This window comes from Rhizobium sp. SRDI943 (genome assembly GCF_057653695.1).
Genome location: NZ_CM172787.1, coordinates 3,779,141 through 3,795,355, shown reverse-complemented (window position 1 = coordinate 3,795,355; position 16,215 = coordinate 3,779,141). Strand labels below are relative to the sequence as shown.

12 protein-coding genes are annotated in these 16,215 nt (G+C 61.3%); 9 read left to right on the top strand and 3 right to left on the bottom strand.

Annotated features, from left to right (window positions below):
* Nucleotides 1-16 precede the first annotated feature (16 nt).
* Nucleotides 17-1,468, top strand: coding sequence for a xylulokinase (gene xylB, locus AC245Y_RS19195; protein ID WP_017995213.1), 1,452 nt, complete (start codon nt 17-19; stop codon nt 1,466-1,468).
* A 48-nt stretch (nt 1,469-1,516) separates the two neighbouring features.
* Nucleotides 1,517-2,827 (top strand): xylose isomerase, encoded by a 1,311-nt coding sequence (gene xylA, locus AC245Y_RS19190; RefSeq protein WP_017995212.1) that lies wholly within the window; start codon nt 1,517-1,519, stop codon nt 2,825-2,827.
* A 188-nt stretch (nt 2,828-3,015) separates the two neighbouring features.
* Here xylA and AC245Y_RS19185 read toward each other — a convergent pair whose 3' ends face one another.
* Nucleotides 3,016-4,047, bottom strand: coding sequence for a LacI family DNA-binding transcriptional regulator (locus AC245Y_RS19185; RefSeq protein ID WP_003543025.1), 1,032 nt, complete (start codon nt 4,045-4,047; stop codon nt 3,016-3,018).
* A gap of 169 nt (nt 4,048-4,216) precedes the next feature.
* Here AC245Y_RS19185 and AC245Y_RS19180 point away from each other — a divergent pair, with 169 nt between their 5' ends.
* From AC245Y_RS19180 to AC245Y_RS19160, 5 genes are all read left to right on the top strand, one after another.
* A complete protein-coding gene (locus AC245Y_RS19180; RefSeq protein WP_017995211.1) occupies nt 4,217-5,743 on the top strand; it encodes a sugar ABC transporter ATP-binding protein in 1,527 nt (508 codons plus the stop codon).
* 78 nt (nt 5,744-5,821) lie between these two features.
* Nucleotides 5,822-6,826, top strand: coding sequence for an ABC transporter permease (locus AC245Y_RS19175; RefSeq protein ID WP_017995210.1), 1,005 nt, complete (start codon nt 5,822-5,824; stop codon nt 6,824-6,826).
* Between the two features lie 68 nt (nt 6,827-6,894).
* Complete coding sequence (locus AC245Y_RS19170; protein WP_012759030.1) at nt 6,895-7,842, top strand: substrate-binding domain-containing protein; 948 nt, start codon at nt 6,895-6,897, stop codon at nt 7,840-7,842.
* 251 nt (nt 7,843-8,093) lie between these two features.
* Nucleotides 8,094-9,146 (top strand): sugar phosphate isomerase/epimerase family protein, encoded by a 1,053-nt coding sequence (locus AC245Y_RS19165; protein ID WP_012759029.1) that lies wholly within the window; start codon nt 8,094-8,096, stop codon nt 9,144-9,146.
* A 223-nt stretch (nt 9,147-9,369) separates the two neighbouring features.
* A complete protein-coding gene (locus AC245Y_RS19160; RefSeq protein WP_012759028.1) occupies nt 9,370-10,557 on the top strand; it encodes a Gfo/Idh/MocA family protein in 1,188 nt (395 codons plus the stop codon).
* A gap of 177 nt (nt 10,558-10,734) precedes the next feature.
* Here the strand turns inward: AC245Y_RS19160 and AC245Y_RS19155 are convergent, their stop codons facing one another.
* On the bottom strand, nt 10,735-11,139 hold the full coding sequence (locus tag AC245Y_RS19155) for a DoxX family protein (protein WP_012759027.1): 405 nt from the start codon (nt 11,137-11,139) through the stop codon (nt 10,735-10,737).
* A gap of 238 nt (nt 11,140-11,377) precedes the next feature.
* Here AC245Y_RS19155 and AC245Y_RS19150 point away from each other — a divergent pair, with 238 nt between their 5' ends.
* Both AC245Y_RS19150 and AC245Y_RS19145 read left to right on the top strand, forming a co-directional pair.
* The gene (locus AC245Y_RS19150) at nt 11,378-12,751 is read left to right on the top strand and encodes a GH1 family beta-glucosidase (RefSeq protein WP_017995209.1); all 1,374 of its coding nucleotides are present in this window, start codon (nt 11,378-11,380) and stop codon (nt 12,749-12,751) included.
* Between the two features lie 224 nt (nt 12,752-12,975).
* Nucleotides 12,976-15,186 (top strand): putative bifunctional diguanylate cyclase/phosphodiesterase, encoded by a 2,211-nt coding sequence (locus AC245Y_RS19145; RefSeq protein WP_017995208.1) that lies wholly within the window; start codon nt 12,976-12,978, stop codon nt 15,184-15,186.
* Nucleotides 15,187-15,224: 38 nt separating this feature from the next.
* Here AC245Y_RS19145 and trhO read toward each other — a convergent pair whose 3' ends face one another.
* Nucleotides 15,225-16,154, bottom strand: coding sequence for an oxygen-dependent tRNA uridine(34) hydroxylase TrhO (gene trhO, locus AC245Y_RS19140; RefSeq protein WP_012759024.1), 930 nt, complete (start codon nt 16,152-16,154; stop codon nt 15,225-15,227).
* Nucleotides 16,155-16,215 lie beyond the last annotated feature (61 nt).

Below are 16,215 nucleotides of genomic sequence, written 5' to 3'. Positions count from 1 at the left end.
AAGGGAGAAATACCACATGTATCTGGGTCTCGATCTCGGAACCTCCGGCGTCAAGGCGATGCTGATCGACGGTGATCAGAAGATCGTCGGCTCGGCCAATGGTTCGCTCGACGTCTCGCGTCCGCATTCCGGCTGGTCGGAGCAGGAGCCGGCCCACTGGGTGCGCGCCACGGAAGAGGCTGTCGCCGGCCTCAAGGCAAAACATCCGAAGGAGTTGGCGGCGGTCAAGGGCATCGGCCTTTCCGGCCAGATGCATGGCGCAACGCTCATCGATGCCACTGATAAGGTGCTGCGCCCCTGCATCCTCTGGAACGACACGCGCAGCTACGTCGAGGCCGCCGCACTCGATGCCGATCCGCGCTTTCGCGCGCTCACCGGCAACATCGTCTTCCCCGGCTTTACGGCGCCGAAGCTCGCCTGGATCGAGAAGCATGAGCCCGATGTCTTCGCCAAGATCGCCAAGGTGCTCTTGCCGAAGGACTATCTGCGTCTTTGGCTGACTGGCGAATATATCTCGGAAATGTCGGATTCGGCCGGCACCTCCTGGCTCGACACCGGCAAACGCGCCTGGTCCTCCGAACTGCTCGCCGCCACCAAGCTTTCCGAGGAGCAGATGCCGGCGCTTGTCGAAGGCACCGAGCAGGCCGGCAAGCTGCGGTCCGAACTGGCGGCGCAATGGGGCATATCAGGCGATGTCGTCGTGGCCGGCGGTGCCGGCGACAATGCGGCCTCGGCCTGCGGCATGGGCACGGTCAGCGATGGCGCCGCCTTCGTCTCGCTCGGCACATCAGGCGTGCTTTTTGCTGCCAACGCTTCCTATTTGCCGAAGCCGGAAAGCGCCGTTCATGCCTTCTGCCATGCACTGCCGAACACCTGGCACCAGATGGGCGTCATCCTGTCGGCCACCGATGCACTGAACTGGCATTCTGGTGTGACTGGGAAGTCGGCCGCAGATCTCACCGGCGAACTCGGGGAGACGCTGAAGGCTCCCACCGGCGTCACCTTCCTGCCCTATCTCTCCGGCGAGCGCACGCCGCACAATGATGCCGTCATCCGCGGCGCCTTCATCGGCCTCGAACACGAAAGCAGCCGTGTCGTTCTCACCCAGGCGGTGCTCGAAGGTGTCGCCTTCGCCATTCGCGACAATCTCGAAGCGCTGCGTTCGGCCGGCACCGGCATATCCCGGGTCACGGCAATCGGCGGCGGTTCGCGCTCGCGTTACTGGCTGGCGTCGATCGCGACTGCGCTTGACGTTCCGGTCGACCTGCCGGCTGACGGCGATTTCGGCGCGGCCTTCGGGGCAGCCCGCCTCGGCCTGATCGCAGCAACGGGCGTCGATCCGGTCTCCGTCTGCACGCCGCCGGTGACGGCAGGCACGATCGAGCCTGTAGCGGCGCTAAGCGACGCTTATGAGGATGCTTACAAGCGCTACCGTGCGCTCTACCCGGCGATCAAGTCGCTGGCGTAGGCCAACAATTCAGAACTTCGAAAAGATACGAACCCAAGGAGAACCAACATGAGCACCGGATTTTTCGGCGATATCCAGAAAGTAAAATACGAAGGCCCCGACAGCACCAATCCGCTGGCCTTCCGCCATTACCAGCCGGACGAGATCGTCATGGGCAAGCGCATGGAAGACCATCTGCGCTTTGCGGTGGCCTACTGGCACACCTTCACCTGGCCGGGCGGCGATCCCTTCGGCGGGCAGACCTTCCTGCGTCCCTGGTTCGAGGACACGATGAAGGCCGCCAAGCTCAAGGCCGACGTCGCCTTCGAATTCTTCTCGCTGCTCGGCTCGCCCTACTATTGCTTCCATGACGCCGACGTGCGTCCGGAAGGCAAGAGTTTTGCCGAGAACACTAAAAACCTCAACGAGATCGTCGATTATTTCGCCGAGAAGCAGGCCGCAACCGGCACCAAGCTGCTCTGGGGCACGGCGAACCTCTTCTCCCACCGCCGCTATATGTCGGGCGCTGCGACCAATCCGGATCCTGACGTCTTCGCTTTTGCAGCCGCGACGGTAAAGACCTGCATCGATGCCACGCAGAAGCTCGGCGGCGAAAACTACGTGCTGTGGGGCGGGCGCGAAGGTTACGAGACGCTGCTCAACACCGATATCGGCCGCGAGCTCGACCAGCTCGGCCGCTTCCTCAACCTCGTCGTCGAATACAAGCACAAGATCGGCTACAAGGGCACGATCCTGATCGAGCCGAAGCCGCAGGAGCCGACCAAGCACCAGTATGACTACGACGTCGCAACCGTCTATGGCTTCCTCAAAAGGCACGGCCTTGAAAACGAGGTGAAGCTCAATATCGAGCAGGGCCACGCGATCCTTGCCGGCCACTCCTTCGAGCACGAGCTGGCGCTTGCCAATGCGCTCGGCATCTTCGGCTCGATCGACATGAACCGCAACGACTACCAGTCCGGCTGGGATACCGATCAGTTCCCGAACAATGTTCCCGAAATGGCGCTCGCCTACTACCATGTTCTGGCAGGCGGCGGCTTCAAGACCGGCGGCACCAACTTCGACTCGAAGCTTCGCCGTCAGTCTCTCGACCCGGCGGATCTGCTGATCGGCCATATCGGCGGCATGGATTGCTGCGCCCGCGGCCTGAAGGCCGCTGCCAAGATGATCGAGGACAAGGCTCTGTCGCAGCCGCTCGCCGATCGTTATGCTGGCTGGGAATCCGCCGAGGCGCAGAAACTCTTCCGCGGCGAGTATTCGCTGGGTGAGATCACCCATTATGTCGAGAGCCACGACGTGAACCCGCAGCCGAGGTCGGGCAAGCAGGAATTGCTTGAGAACGTCGTCAATCGTTACGTTTGATAAAGCGCGCCGGCGGCCATTGGTCGCCGGCGAATTTGCCGGCTAGAGCATGATGCCGAAAAGTGTGCGCGGTTTTCGGAAGACAGCATGCTCTAACTCTTTGATTTAGATCAGGATTCAGATTTTAGGCCGATCGGGCCTAAAATCATCCTGATCTAAATGTGCCTTAAGTGCTTAGTGATACGGGTTCAACGTTTCGACCAGTTGCGCGACGGCGCCGAGACGGAGTTTCGAACCACGAGATCCGGCCGCAGCAGGATTTCCGTTTCGGTCGGCCGGCCATCGGACAGGAGTTCCAGCAGCAGCGCCATCGCCTGCTTGCCGATTGCCGTTCTCGGCTGGCGGATCGTGGTCAGCGGCGGCGATATGAAGACAGCCTGCGGCACGTCGTCGAAACCGGTCACCGAGAAATCCCGCGGAATATCGTAACCTCGCGCGCCGAGCCCGACCATGACGCCGATCGCGGTCTGGTCGTTGACGCACATGAAGGCGGTTGGAAGCGTGTCGCGCATGAAAAGCTGTTCGACCGCATGCCGCCCGCTTTCGATCGTGCCGTCGCCTTCGAGCACGATCCTGGTGTCGGGCGGGATGCCGGCGGCGTCGAGACCGGCATCGTAACCCATGCGGCGCCTGGTATAGGCAAGCCGGGTGCGCGAATCGCCGATGAAGGCGATCTTGCGATGCCCTTCAGCCAGCAGCAGGTCCACCGCTTTCCGAGCGCCTTCGGTATCGTCGACGCCGACATAGGGAATGCCGCCGTTGAAGACGGGCTCGAAAACGCCGACGCTCGGCGGCAGCCGCGCGGTCATCGTCTGATGCCCGAAGGGCAGGATGCCGGTGAAGAGGATCAATCCAGCCGCCTGGTTGGAATTGAAGAATTTCAGATATTCCAGGCCGCGCTGGGCATCGTTCTGGGTGTGGCCAATCAGGATGCCGTAGCCGTGCGCGCGCGCTTCGTTCTCCAGCCCGACGAGAATGTTGGAGAAATTGGGATCGCCAATATCGGGCGCCACGACAAGGATCATATTGGAGCGGCCGAGCCTCAGGCTGCGCGCCATGGCATTGGTCGTATAGCCGGTGATGGCGATCGCCTGGTTGACCTTGAGGCGGGTGGAGTTGGCGACCTTCTCCGGCATGTGGATTGCCCGGGAAACCGTCGCGATAGAGACCTCGGCGATCCGGGCGACGTCTTCGATGGTTGCGGGCGTGGAATTCGACACTGAGCTCTGCCTTGGGCTGTCTTCGCCGCGACACTACACAGACTTGTCGAGAGGTCAAAGGCAGGCTTCAACTGATCTGTGTAAATCAACGATGTAAACCTTTACACGATGTATGTAAAGGTTTACATAAGGCTTCAGGGCGGACGGGGAGCCGCTTTGGGAGGACCAGATGACCGTGGAGATCGCCGACACCGCACCCGTGGTGCTGTCCGCCAGGCGCATATGCAAATCCTTCAGTGGAGTGCAGGTCCTTTTCAGCGTTAACTTCGATCTCCGCGCCGGCGAAATCCATGCACTGATGGGTGAAAACGGCGCCGGCAAATCCACGCTTGTCAAGGTTTTGTCGGGTTTCGAACAGCCGAGTTCCGGCGAAATTCTGCTTGATGGCAAGCCCGTTGTCCTGCCGCCTAACGGCGACGCCGAGGCGCTCGGCATCGTCATCATTCACCAGGAATTCAACCTCGCAGAACATCTGACCGTGACGGAGAGCCTCTTTCTCGGGCGCGAAGTCACGCGTTTCGGGATGCTCGACCGTAAATATATGCGGTCGGAGACACGCAAGGTTCTCGACGTGCTCGGTTCGCATGTCGACGAGAATGCGCTGATCAGCACGCTTTCCATCGCGGACAAGCAGATGGTCGAAATCGCCAAGGCGATCAGCCGCGATGCGCGGGTGGTGTTCATGGACGAGCCGACCGCGGTGCTGTCGCGGGAAGAGACCAATATGCTGTTCAAACAGGTTCGCAAGCTTCGCGACCAGGGGACCAGCTTCGTCTTCGTCTCCCACAAGCTCGACGAGGTGATGGAGTTGACCGATCGTGTCACGGTGCTGCGCGACGGCCAATGGATCAAGACTTCGCCGACGTCCGTTCTGGACGGGGAATCGATCGCTCAGCTGATGGTAGGCCGCGAACTCTCCAGCCTCTATCCCGCCAAGGTCGAGCCTGATGTCGACGAGGAGGTCGTCCTCAGGGTCGCTTCGGTATCAACGGGTTATGTGAAGGATGCGAGCTTCGAGGTGCGCAAGGGCGAGATCATCGGGTTTTCCGGCATGATCGGCTCCGGCCGCACCGAACTGATGGAAGCGATCGCCGGGTTGCGGACCCGTCTCGAGGGCGAGGTGGTCATCAAGGGGGAAACTGTTCCCTCCGGCGACGTCCATGCCGCCAATCGCTGCGGGCTCGCCTACATGACCAAGGACCGCAAGTCGAAAGGCCTGCTGCTGCGCTCCGGCATGGTGACCAATCTGACACTGCAATCGCTCGGAAGGCACGCTCGTCACGGCTATCTCAGCCCGGGCAGCGAGGCGGCCGCGATGGCAAAGGCCAAGCGCCGCTTCGATATCAGGGTTCGTGACGGCAATATCGTCGCCGGCCGGATGTCGGGGGGGAACCAGCAGAAGCTGCTGCTCGCCAAGGTCATGGAGACCGAACCTCAGATCATCATCATCGACGAGCCGACGCGCGGCATCGATGTCGGCACCAAGCAGCAGATCTATCATTTCATCTCGGCCCTCGCCCGGGACGGCCGGTCGATCATCGTCGTGTCCTCGGAGATGCCGGAGGTCATCGGCCTCTGCACCAGAGTGGCGGTGATGCGCGAAGGGCGTATCGTCGGCGTGCTCGAGGGAGACGAGATTTCCGAGCAGGAGATCATGCGTTACGCCGCCGGGCTCAAGAGGAAGGCGGCCGCCTGAAGGCTGAAGCAGGGCTTTGCCGATCAGGACGACAGATAAAATGCCCAGAAAATATGGGACGGGAGGTTGATTTTGGAAATGAGTGTCAACGAGGAGACCAGGGAAATCCGGCGCCGATCCTGGCGGGATGTCGACCTGCGTGCGGTCGCTCCCTTCGTCGCCCTGGCGCTGCTGCTGATCGTCGGAGCCTTGGTCAATCCCAATTTCATCGGCATCACCAACCTTGCCAATGTCGCGACGCGCAGCGCTTTCATCGCCATCATCGCGGTCGGTGCGACCTTCGTGATATCAGCAGGCGATCTCGACTTGTCTGTCGGCTCGATGGTGGCCTTCGTCGCCAGCCTGATGATCCTGCTGATGAATTCGGGCGCCATCGAAAACCCGGCTTTGATGCTGACGGTCGCCGCCGTCTTCACGATCGTCGGCGGCGCGCTTTGCGGCCTGGCGAACGGCCTGATCACGACGGTCGGCAGGATCGAGCCCTTCATTGCGACGCTCGGCACGATGGGCATCTATCGCGGCCTGACGACCTGGCTGTCGCAGGGCGGTGCGATCACGCTTCGCTCAGCCGATATCCAGACGCTCTATCGCCCTGCTTATTTCGGCAATGTCGCCGGCATACCCGTGCCGATCGTGGTGATCCTGGCAGTGACGGCGGTTGCGGCCTTCATCCTCTATCGCACCCGCTACGGGCGCCACGTTGTTGCGGTTGGATCAAACAGCGATGTCGCCCGCTATTCCGGTATCGCGGTCAACCGTGTGCGGACGATCGCCTTCGTCATCCAGGGATTGTGCGTCGCCATTGCCGTGCTGCTCTATGTTCCCCGTCTCGGCTCGACGTCGGCGACGACGGGCATCCTATGGGAGTTGCAGGCGATCACGGCCGTCGTCGTCGGCGGCACGGCCCTCAAAGGCGGCGCGGGCAGGGTCTGGGGCACGATCTGCGGCGCCTTCATTCTCGAACTGGTCGGCAACATCATGCTGCTTTCGAATTTCATCAGCGAGTATCTGATCGGCGCCATCCAGGGTGCGATCATCATCATCGCCATGTTCGTCCAGCGCTCGCTGGTGCGCAAATCATGACTTGATCGGGCTTACAGGGCGTCCGGTCCCGTATGGAAAAGTCCCTGAAATTATTGGGAGGAAATAGCATGCGTAAATTGATGTTGGGCCTGACGGTTGCGGCGGTGACGTTCGCCGGCGCCGCTCACGCCCAGGACAAGAAATTCACGATCGGCGTGTCCATTCCGGCCGCCGACCACGGTTGGACATCGGGCGTGGTGTTCCATGCCGAACGCGTCGCCAAGCTGCTGATGGCCGAACATCCCGGTCTCAACGTCATCGTCAAGACCTCGCCGGACGCCGCAAGCCAGGCCAATGCCGTGCAGGATCTCGATACGCAGGGCATCGACGCCCTCGTCATCCTGCCGTCGGATCCGGATCCGCTCGTCAACGCCATCAAGGAAGTCAAGGGCAAGGGCAAGTTCGTCGCCCTCGTCGACCGTGCGCCGAGCAACAACGACAATTCCGTGCGCGATCTCTATGTCGCCGGCAACAACCCGGCTCTCGGCGAAGTCGCCGGCAAGTACATCAAGGACACCACTCCGGACGCCGAAGTGGTCATCATCCGCGGTCTGCCGATCCCGATCGACCAGCAGCGCCAGGACGGCTTCGACAAGGGCATTGCCGGCTCGAACGTCAAGGTTCTCGACCGCCAGTACGGCAACTGGAACCGCGACGATGCCTTCAAGGTCATGCAGGACTACCTGACCAAGTATCAGAAGATCGACGTCGTATGGTGCCAGGACGACGACATGGCCGTCGGCGTTCTGCAGGCGATCGAGCAGGCCAAGCGCACCGACATCAAGTATGTCGTCGCCGGCGCCGGCTCCAAGGACATGGTCAAGAAGGTCATGGACGGCGATAAGCTGATCCCGGTCGACGTCCTCTATCCGCCGGCAATGGTCGGCACAGCGATGGAACTGACGGCGGCGGCACTTTATGATCAGGTTCCGGTTCACGGCAGCTACATCCTCGACGCGACGCTCGTCACCAAGGACAATGCCAAGGACTTCTACTTCCCGGATTCTCCGTTCTGATCCATCGACTGGAGACATGCGCCCATTCGTAAGGATGGGCGCATTTTTTATGCTTCCAATAGAGCGGGTGGCCGAAAATGCTGCACGTACCTCTTGCCCGCCAAAGCCCATCATGATTAGCTCGCCGCCATATCGCATCTGGCTTCGCGCCAAATCACGAGCCAAGGGCGAGGAGGCGCCTTGCTCCCGCCAAATTGCGTGCTACAACACTTCAGAAACGTTTACGGCCGATATTCAGGGAGGAATCTGACATGAAGACGATCAAGGGCCCCGGCCTTTTCCTTGGCCAGTTCGCGGGCGATACTGCTCCTTTCAACTCGTGGGACGCGATCACCAAATGGGCGGCCGACATCGGTTACAAGGGCGTCCAGGTGCCGACCTGGGCCAGCCAGCTGATCGATCTGAAGAAGGCTGCCACGTCCAAGGATTATTGCGACGAATTCGCCGGCAAGGCGCGTGAAAACGGCATCGAGATCACCGAACTCTCCACTCATCTGCAAGGACAGCTCGTCGCCGTTCACCCGGCCTATGACGAAGCCTTCGACGGGTTTGCTGCACCGGAGGTGCGCGGCAATCCGAAGGCGCGTCAGGAATGGGCGGTCGAGCAGGTCAAGATGGCACTGACGGCATCCAAAAACCTCGGTCTCAAGGCGCATGCGACCTTTTCCGGCGCGCTTGCCTGGCCCTTCATCTATCCCTGGCCGCAGCGTCCTGCCGGTCTGGTCGAGACTGCCTTCGACGAACTCGCCCGCCGCTGGACGCCGATCCTCAACCATGCGGACGAGAACGGTATCGACGTCTGCTACGAGATCCATCCGGGCGAGGACCTGCATGACGGCATCACCTTCGAGATGTTCCTGGAGCGGGTGAAGAACCATCCGCGCGCCAACATGCTCTACGATCCCTCGCACTACGTCCTGCAGTGCCTCGATTATCTCGACAACATCGACATCTACAAAGACCGCATCAAGATGTTCCACGTCAAGGATGCTGAGTTCAATCCGACCGGGCGCCAGGGCGTCTACGGTGGCTATCAGGGCTGGGTCGAACGCGCCGGCCGGTTCCGTTCGCTTGGCGACGGCCAGGTCGATTTCGGCGCGGTGTTCTCGAAGATGACGGCGAATAATTTCGATGGCTGGGCCGTGGTCGAATGGGAATGCGCGCTGAAGCATCCGGAGGACGGCGCCCGCGAAGGCGCCGAATTCGTTGCCGCCCATATCATCCGCGTGACCGAGAAAGCCTTCGACGATTTCGCCGGCAGCGGCACGGACCAGGCGGCGAACCGGCGGATGCTGGGGCTCTAGGTTTCTATTCCCTTCTCCCCAGCGGGGAGAAGATGCCCGTCAGGGCAGATGAGGGGGATGAGGAGCGATAGCGACGAATGCCTTGAGCGACAAGCGAAAGGCATATCTACCGCGAAGCCCCCTCATCCGACCCTTCGGGCCACCGACCGGGGTTGAGCCACGGGGCTCAACCCGTCCTTTGAACCACCCAGGGGAGAAGGGAAGAAAAATTGAGGAGGAATCAATGGCAATCGAAGCATCATCCGAACAGACACGCGAGCCGCGCATCCGGCTCGGCATGGTGGGCGGCGGCGCGGGCGCGTTCATCGGCGCGGTGCACCGTATCGCGGCCCGCATCGACGATCAGTACGATCTCATCGCCGGCGCGCTGTCGGCTTCGCCCGAAAAGGCGATCGCATCCGGCCGCGACCTCGGCCTCGATCCGTCGCGGACCTATTCCAGCTATCGCGAGATGGCGATCCGCGAGGCGAAGCTGAAGAATGGCATCGAGGCGGTGGCGATCGTCACGCCGAACCATGTTCACTACGATGCAGCCAAGGAATTCCTGAAGCGCGGCATTCATGTCATCTGCGACAAGCCGCTGACATCCAACCTTGCCGATGCGAAGAAGCTGAAGAAGATCGCCGACGAGAGCGGGGCACTCTTCGTGCTGACGCATAATTACACCGGCTATCCGATGGTCCGCCAGGCGCGGGAGATGATCGCGAATGGTGAACTCGGCGACATCCGCGTCGTCCAGGCCGAATATCCGCAAGACTGGCTGACGGAAGCGGTCGAGCAAACCGGCCAGAAACAGGCTGCCTGGCGCACCGATCCGGCGCAGTCCGGCGTCGGCGGCTCGACCGGCGATATCGGCACCCATGCCTATAATCTCGCCGCCTTCATCACTGGCCTGGAGCTCGACAGCCTCGCCGCCGATCTCGATAGCTTCGTTCCCGGCCGCCGGCTGGACGATAATGCGCATGTCATGCTGCGCTTCAAGGCGAAGGGTTCGGAGAAGCCGGCCAAGGGCATGCTCTGGTGCAGCCAGGTTGCGCCCGGCCATGAAAACGGCCTGATGGTGCGTGTCTACGGCACCAAGGGCGGGCTGGAATGGACCCAGAAGGACCCGAACTACTTGTGGTACACGCCTTTCGGCGAGCCGAAGCGGCTGATCACCCGCGGCGGCGCCGGTTCAGGCGCGGCTGCCGGCCGTGTCACGCGCGTGCCATCAGGGCATCCGGAAGGTTATCTCGAAGCCTTTGCAACGATCTATACGGAAGCCGCGCATGCGATAAACGCCCGCAAGAAGGGCAAGGCCGTCGACAAGGCGGTGGTCTATCCCACAGTCGATGACGGCGTGAAGGGTGTGGCCTTCGTGGAAGCCTGCGTCGCGTCTTCGAAGAGGAACGGCGCCTGGATCAAAGTCTGAATTTAACGATCTCGGTTGCCCCATGAAAAACGCCGAGGCGATCTACTGCATAATTCCTTAAATCGGAATCGATTTAAGGACAAAATTATGCAGTAATTCTAAGCGCTACAGCGCCTTTGCGCGTCTGAAAAGACGCGCGGCGCTGTAGAGTCGCCTCGGCGTTTTGTTTTATTTTGATCAGACCGCAGCAGTGCGGCCACGCTTCAGCAGGTTGTCGACGCTCAACGGTCCGGCACCTGCCGCCACCAGATAAAGAAACACGAAGCAGAACAGGATCGCCGCGACGCCGCCGTTCTGGGCGGGGTAGATGCCCTTCGATGCATGTGCGATGAAATAGGCGACGGCCATCAGGCCGGAGAGCACGAAGGCGGCGATACGGGTCTGGAATCCGACAAGCACCAGGAACCCGAAGGTGAGTTCGAGCAGGCCGGCAATCCAGGGCAGCGAGCCTGCGGGCGGCACGCTTGCCGCAGCCGGAAAATGCAGGATCTTCTGTGTTCCATAGCTGAAAAGTACAAGTGACGAGACAATGCGCAACAGGCTCAGCAGATGAGGCTGCAGCGAATGGACCGAAGAGAGCATTGGATCCCTTTCATATTTGTGATGCCATTTCCCGTGTAAGGATCGCGGTCTCAACGGCCAAATCACGACTGCTGACATTGCCGTTATGAGGGCGGCAGCGCGGCGAGGGAGCGGCGCTGCAGCTGTTCTGTTTTTCCTCCTGCAACGTTGCAGTTTTTCTTCCGGCCAGCCTGTACTTTGCCTTCAGGCTTGGCTAAATCCGGCGCAAACGGCTCAACCTGAGAGATAGGATTTCCAGATGATCGATCCGAAGAAACTCGCGGAGCGCTTTCCCGGCGACTTCATTTTCGGCGTTGCCACCGCTGCCTTCCAGATCGAAGGCGCCAGCAAAGCTGATGGCCGCAAGCCATCCATCTGGGATGCTTTCTGCAATATGCCTGGCCGCGTCCATAATCGCGATAACGGCGATGTTGCCTGCGATCACTACAATCGCCTGGAACAGGACCTCGATCTCATCAAGGAGATGGGTGTCGAAGCCTACCGGTTCTCGATTGCCTGGCCGCGCATTATCCCGGACGGCACGGGTCCGGTGAACGAGGCCGGCCTCGATTTCTACGACCGGCTGGTCGACGGCTGCAAGGCGCGCGGTATCAAGACCTTCGCGACGCTCTACCACTGGGATCTGCCTCTGTTGCTCGCCGGCGAGGGCGGGTGGACCGCGCGCTCGACCGCCTATGCGTTTCAGCGCTATGCCAAGACGGTGATGAACCGCCTTGGCGATCGCCTCGACCGGGTCGCGACCTTCAACGAACCCTGGTGCATCGTCTGGCTCAGCCACCTCTACGGCATCCATGCTCCGGGCGAGCGCAACATGCAGGCTGCCCTTCACGCCATGCATTACATGAACCTTGCCCACGGCCTCGGCGTCGAGGCGATCCGCTCGGAAGCGCCCAATGTGCCGGTCGGCCTCGTGCTCAATGCCGCCTCGATCATTCCCGGCTCCGACAGCCCGGCCGACCTTGCCGCGGGCGAGCGGGCGCATCAGTTCCACAACGGCGCTTTCTTCGATCCCGTCTTCAAGGGTGAATATCCGAAGGAATTCGTCGCGGCGCTCGGCGACCGCATGCCTGTCATCGAGGATGGCGACCTGAAGCTCATCAGCCAGAAACTCGATTGGTGGGGCCTGAACTATTATAAGCCCGAACGCGTCACCGACGATGCCGAACGCAAAGGCGATTTCCCCTGGACGGTGGAGGCGCCGCCGGCAAGCGACGTCAAGACCGATATCGGCTGGGAAATCTATGCGCCGGGCCTGAAGCTCTCGATCGAGGATCTCTACCGCCGCTACGAACTGCCGGAATGCTACATCACGGAGAACGGCGCCTGCGACAACACCGATGTCATCGACGGCGAGGTCGACGATACGATGCGCCTCGACTATGTCGGAGATCACCTCGAAATCGTTGCCGGCCTCATCAAGGACGGCTATCCCCTACGCGGCTATTTCGCCTGGAGCCTGATGGACAATTTCGAATGGGCGGAAGGCTACCGTATGCGCTTCGGTCTCGTCCATCTCGATTATGAAACCCAGCTGCGCACGGTGAAGAAGAGCGGCAAGTGGTATCGCCAACTCGCGGCGCAATTCCCGAAGGGCAATCACACGGCGGTTTAGCGCAGCTGCCTCGCGGGCACTTGAGAGAGGCACCTGTCTGACGCTTATCGCGAGCATCTGGGGGCGCGGACTTCCGGCCGGCATGGCAAGCTGACGTTGCTTGCCAGCATTTTCGCGACGACCGGAGGCAGGCAGAAAAATAGATCGCGAGAGGCCTGCAACAGGCGGTTGCTTAAACGTTTTTGAACCCTTGACTGGCAAAGTCCAACGGTCAGGGAGTCGTAATGCAGACAGCCGGAAAGTCGCAGAGCAAGGGATCGGGAATAGGCCGTCACATCACCGTCACGGGCGTGCTTTTCTCGTTCGCAGTCATCGTCGCGGTCGTCACCATCATGGTGCTGACGGCGCTTGAACGCGTGGCCGAAAATTCCAATGTTCTCGATGACGAGCGCTCGCGCGAAACGACGATCGGCGCGTTGAAGACCTTCGAGGATCAGCTTGGTGCGACGCTCGACGATTACGCCGCCTGGGATGACGCTGCCGTCAACGTCTACGCAGCCGACGGTATGGCCTGGACGGTGAGCAACTACGGCGAGATGTCGGTCAACAGCTCGCTGTTCGACATGGCGATCGTCATCGATGGCGAGAAGAAGGCGATCATGGCCTATCGCGACGGCAAACCGATGGAGGAGCCGCTCACAGATTTCTTCGCGCCTTCGCTCTGGACCCTCTTCGACACGGTAAAGGCGGCCGGCCCGGCCGATCGTCCTCAGGCGATCGGTTTCGTCACCACCAAGCGGGGCATTGCCGCCGTCGGTGTGGCATTGGTGCGGAAAAAGTCCGGTGCGCTGGATGTGCCCGCCGGCCAGCAGCGCTATCTCGTTTTCGCCCGCCATCTTGACGACGACAGGGTGACCGCTCTCGGCCAGACCTATGTCATCGGCGGGCTGAGGCTGGCGCCGCCGAGTTTTGCGGCCGACTATCTTGTGCCGATCGTCGATCCGACGGGGGCAACGCTCGGCAAGCTGGTTTGGATCTCGCGTTCACCCGGCGATATCGGCTATGCACAGGTGCGGCCGATGGTCATCCAGGCGCTCGGCCTCGTCGGGTTGTTCTTCGTCGTGCTGCTGGTCATCGGCTGGCTTGCCGGCCGCCGCCTGAAGGCGGAGGAAAACAGCGCTCGCGAGGAGGCGCTGCGCGACAGGCTGAGCGGGCTTTCCAATCGTGATGGCCTCGGGCTGGCCGTCGATCGTTTTGTCGTCGAGGCACGCCAGACCAAGCGCAACGTGCTCCTCCTCTATCTCGACCTCGATGGCTTCAAGGAAGTCAATGACAGCTATGGCCATGGCACCGGCGACCAGTTGATCCGTGCGGTCGCGGCCGGGCTCGCTGTGCTCATTCCGCAGGGTGCCGTTCTCGCCCGCATCGGCGGCGATGAATTTGCCATCGCCTTTCTCTCCGACAGTGAGAATGCCGCCGCACTACAGCTTGCCGAGCAGATTCTCGATTTTCTTGTCGAGCCGCTGGAGATCGGTCGCCGTGTCGTTGTCGTCGGGGCAAGCATCGGCATTGCCATGTCGCCTTCCGGGACGATCGGGCGTGAGGAGCTGGTGCGCCGTTCCGACCTTGCCATGTACAAGGCGAAGGAAGCCGGCCGCGCGCGCATGACCCTCTACGATCCGTCGATGGACACCGATCGAGAGCAGCGCAACGCGCTGGAGCTCGATCTCCGGATCGCCATCGAAAGCGGCGACCTGACGCTCGCCTACCAGCCGCTGATCGATGCGGCGACGCATGCGATGACCGGCGTCGAAGCACTGGTGCGCTGGAACCGTCCGGGCCATGGCCCTGTTTCGCCCGAGCTGTTCATCCCGATCGCCGAGACCAGCGGCCTCATCGAATCGCTCGGTCTGTTCGTACTGCGCAAGGCCTGTGAGACGGCCAAACAATGGCCGGAACTCAACGTCTCGGTTAACGTCTCGCCCGGCCAGTTCCGCAATCCTGCCTTTACCGACTATGTGCGCTACGTACTGAAACAGACGGAGATCGAGGCCGGCCGCATCACGCTCGAGATCACCGAAGGCTACATGATTCAGAATCCGCAGCGCACCCGCCAGTCGATCGAACGGCTGAAGGGGCTGGGGGTCAAGGTGGCGCTCGACGATTTCGGTTCCGGCTTCTCGTCGATCGGTTATCTCAGGCAGTTCGGCTTCGACCGCATCAAGATCGACCGCTCGCTGGTCATGGGCGTCAACGACAAACGCCAGCGCGAGATGCTGCAGGCGACGGTGGCGCTCGCCCGCTCGCTCGACATTCCGGTGACGGCCGAAGGCATCGAGACCGAGGAGCAGGCGATAGCCATGCGCCTCTTCGGCTGCGACTGCCTGCAGGGCTATTTGTTCGGCAAGCCCGTGATATCAGAGCTTATCACCGAGATGCTGCACGAGCGACGTGAAGCGGAGCCGGCAGCCCGGCGTCGCATCGACGCAGCCTGATCTTCAGAAAGCAAAGTTGATCCACACAGAAATCTGGCTCAGCTACCGATATGTCGTTGGCCGCGCCTTCTTGCGAGCGCGATCTGGTGCTGACGCTGACGGTAACGCAGCCGGTCTTCTTCCGTGCGGGTGTGGTAGCAGTGGCTGCAGGAAACGCCTTCCTCGTAGAGCGGCGAGATCATTTCCTCGGCGGTGATCGGGTTGCGGCAAGCGTGGCAGAGCCGGTGTTCGCCTTGCTTCAGCCCGTGCTCGACGGATACACGCTCGTCGAAGACGAAGCAGGCGCCATCCCAGAGACTCTCCTCCTGCGGCACTTCCTCCAGATATTTCAGGATGCCGCCCTTCAGATGATAGACCTCGTCGAAGCCCTCAGCCTTCATGAAGGCGGTGGCCTTCTCGCAGCGTATGCCGCCGGTGCAGTACATGGCGACCTTCGGCTTGTTGTGCAGACCGGGATTTGCGCGCACCCAATCGGGAAATTCGCGGAACGTCTTGGTCTTTGGGTCGAGCGCGCCGCGAAAAGTGCCGATTGCTGTCTCGTAGTCATTGCGGGTGTCGATGACGATCGTATCGGGATCGGAAATCAGCGCGTTCCAGTCCTTGGCCGCCACATAGGTGCCGACCACCTTGTTGGGGTCGATATCTTCGACGCCCATGGTGACGATTTCCTTCTTCAGCTTCACCTTCATGCGCAGGAAGGGCATTTTCGAGGCGTGGCTTTCCTTGTGCTCGAGGCCCGAAAATTCCGGCTGGGCGCGCAGGAAGGCAAGCACGGCGTGAATGCCGGCATCCGGGCCCGCGATCGTGCCGTTGATGCCTTCATGCGCCAGAAGCAGCGTTCCCTTGACGCCGTTCTCCTCGCAAAGCGTCTGCAACGGCGCCTGCAGGTCGGCAAAGCGCGGCACAGAAACGAAATGATAGAGTGCGGCCACGAGGAACGGGCTGGTGTGTGTCGGGCTGTCGGTCATGGGGCGGAAATACAGAAAATCGGCGGGCCGCGCAATTGCCTTCGCCGGCGGCGGCCTTCTC

Excerpts from the sequence above, each read along its gene's own strand:
- xylB (WP_017995213.1), top strand. The coding sequence starts at position 17 with ATGTATCTGGGTCTCGATCTCGGAACCTCCGGCGTCAAGGCGATGCTG.
- xylA (WP_017995212.1), top strand. The coding sequence starts at position 1,517 with ATGAGCACCGGATTTTTCGGCGATATCCAGAAAGTAAAATACGAAGGC.
- AC245Y_RS19180 (WP_017995211.1), top strand. The coding sequence starts at position 4,217 with ATGACCGTGGAGATCGCCGACACCGCACCCGTGGTGCTGTCCGCCAGG.
- AC245Y_RS19175 (WP_017995210.1), top strand. The coding sequence starts at position 5,822 with ATGAGTGTCAACGAGGAGACCAGGGAAATCCGGCGCCGATCCTGGCGG.
- AC245Y_RS19170 (WP_012759030.1), top strand. The coding sequence starts at position 6,895 with ATGCGTAAATTGATGTTGGGCCTGACGGTTGCGGCGGTGACGTTCGCC.
- AC245Y_RS19165 (WP_012759029.1), top strand. The coding sequence starts at position 8,094 with ATGAAGACGATCAAGGGCCCCGGCCTTTTCCTTGGCCAGTTCGCGGGC.
- AC245Y_RS19160 (WP_012759028.1), top strand. The coding sequence starts at position 9,370 with ATGGCAATCGAAGCATCATCCGAACAGACACGCGAGCCGCGCATCCGG.
- AC245Y_RS19155 (WP_012759027.1), bottom strand. The coding sequence starts at position 11,139 with ATGCTCTCTTCGGTCCATTCGCTGCAGCCTCATCTGCTGAGCCTGTTG.
- AC245Y_RS19150 (WP_017995209.1), top strand. The coding sequence starts at position 11,378 with ATGATCGATCCGAAGAAACTCGCGGAGCGCTTTCCCGGCGACTTCATT.
- AC245Y_RS19145 (WP_017995208.1), top strand. The coding sequence starts at position 12,976 with ATGCAGACAGCCGGAAAGTCGCAGAGCAAGGGATCGGGAATAGGCCGT.
- trhO (WP_012759024.1), bottom strand. The coding sequence starts at position 16,154 with ATGACCGACAGCCCGACACACACCAGCCCGTTCCTCGTGGCCGCACTC.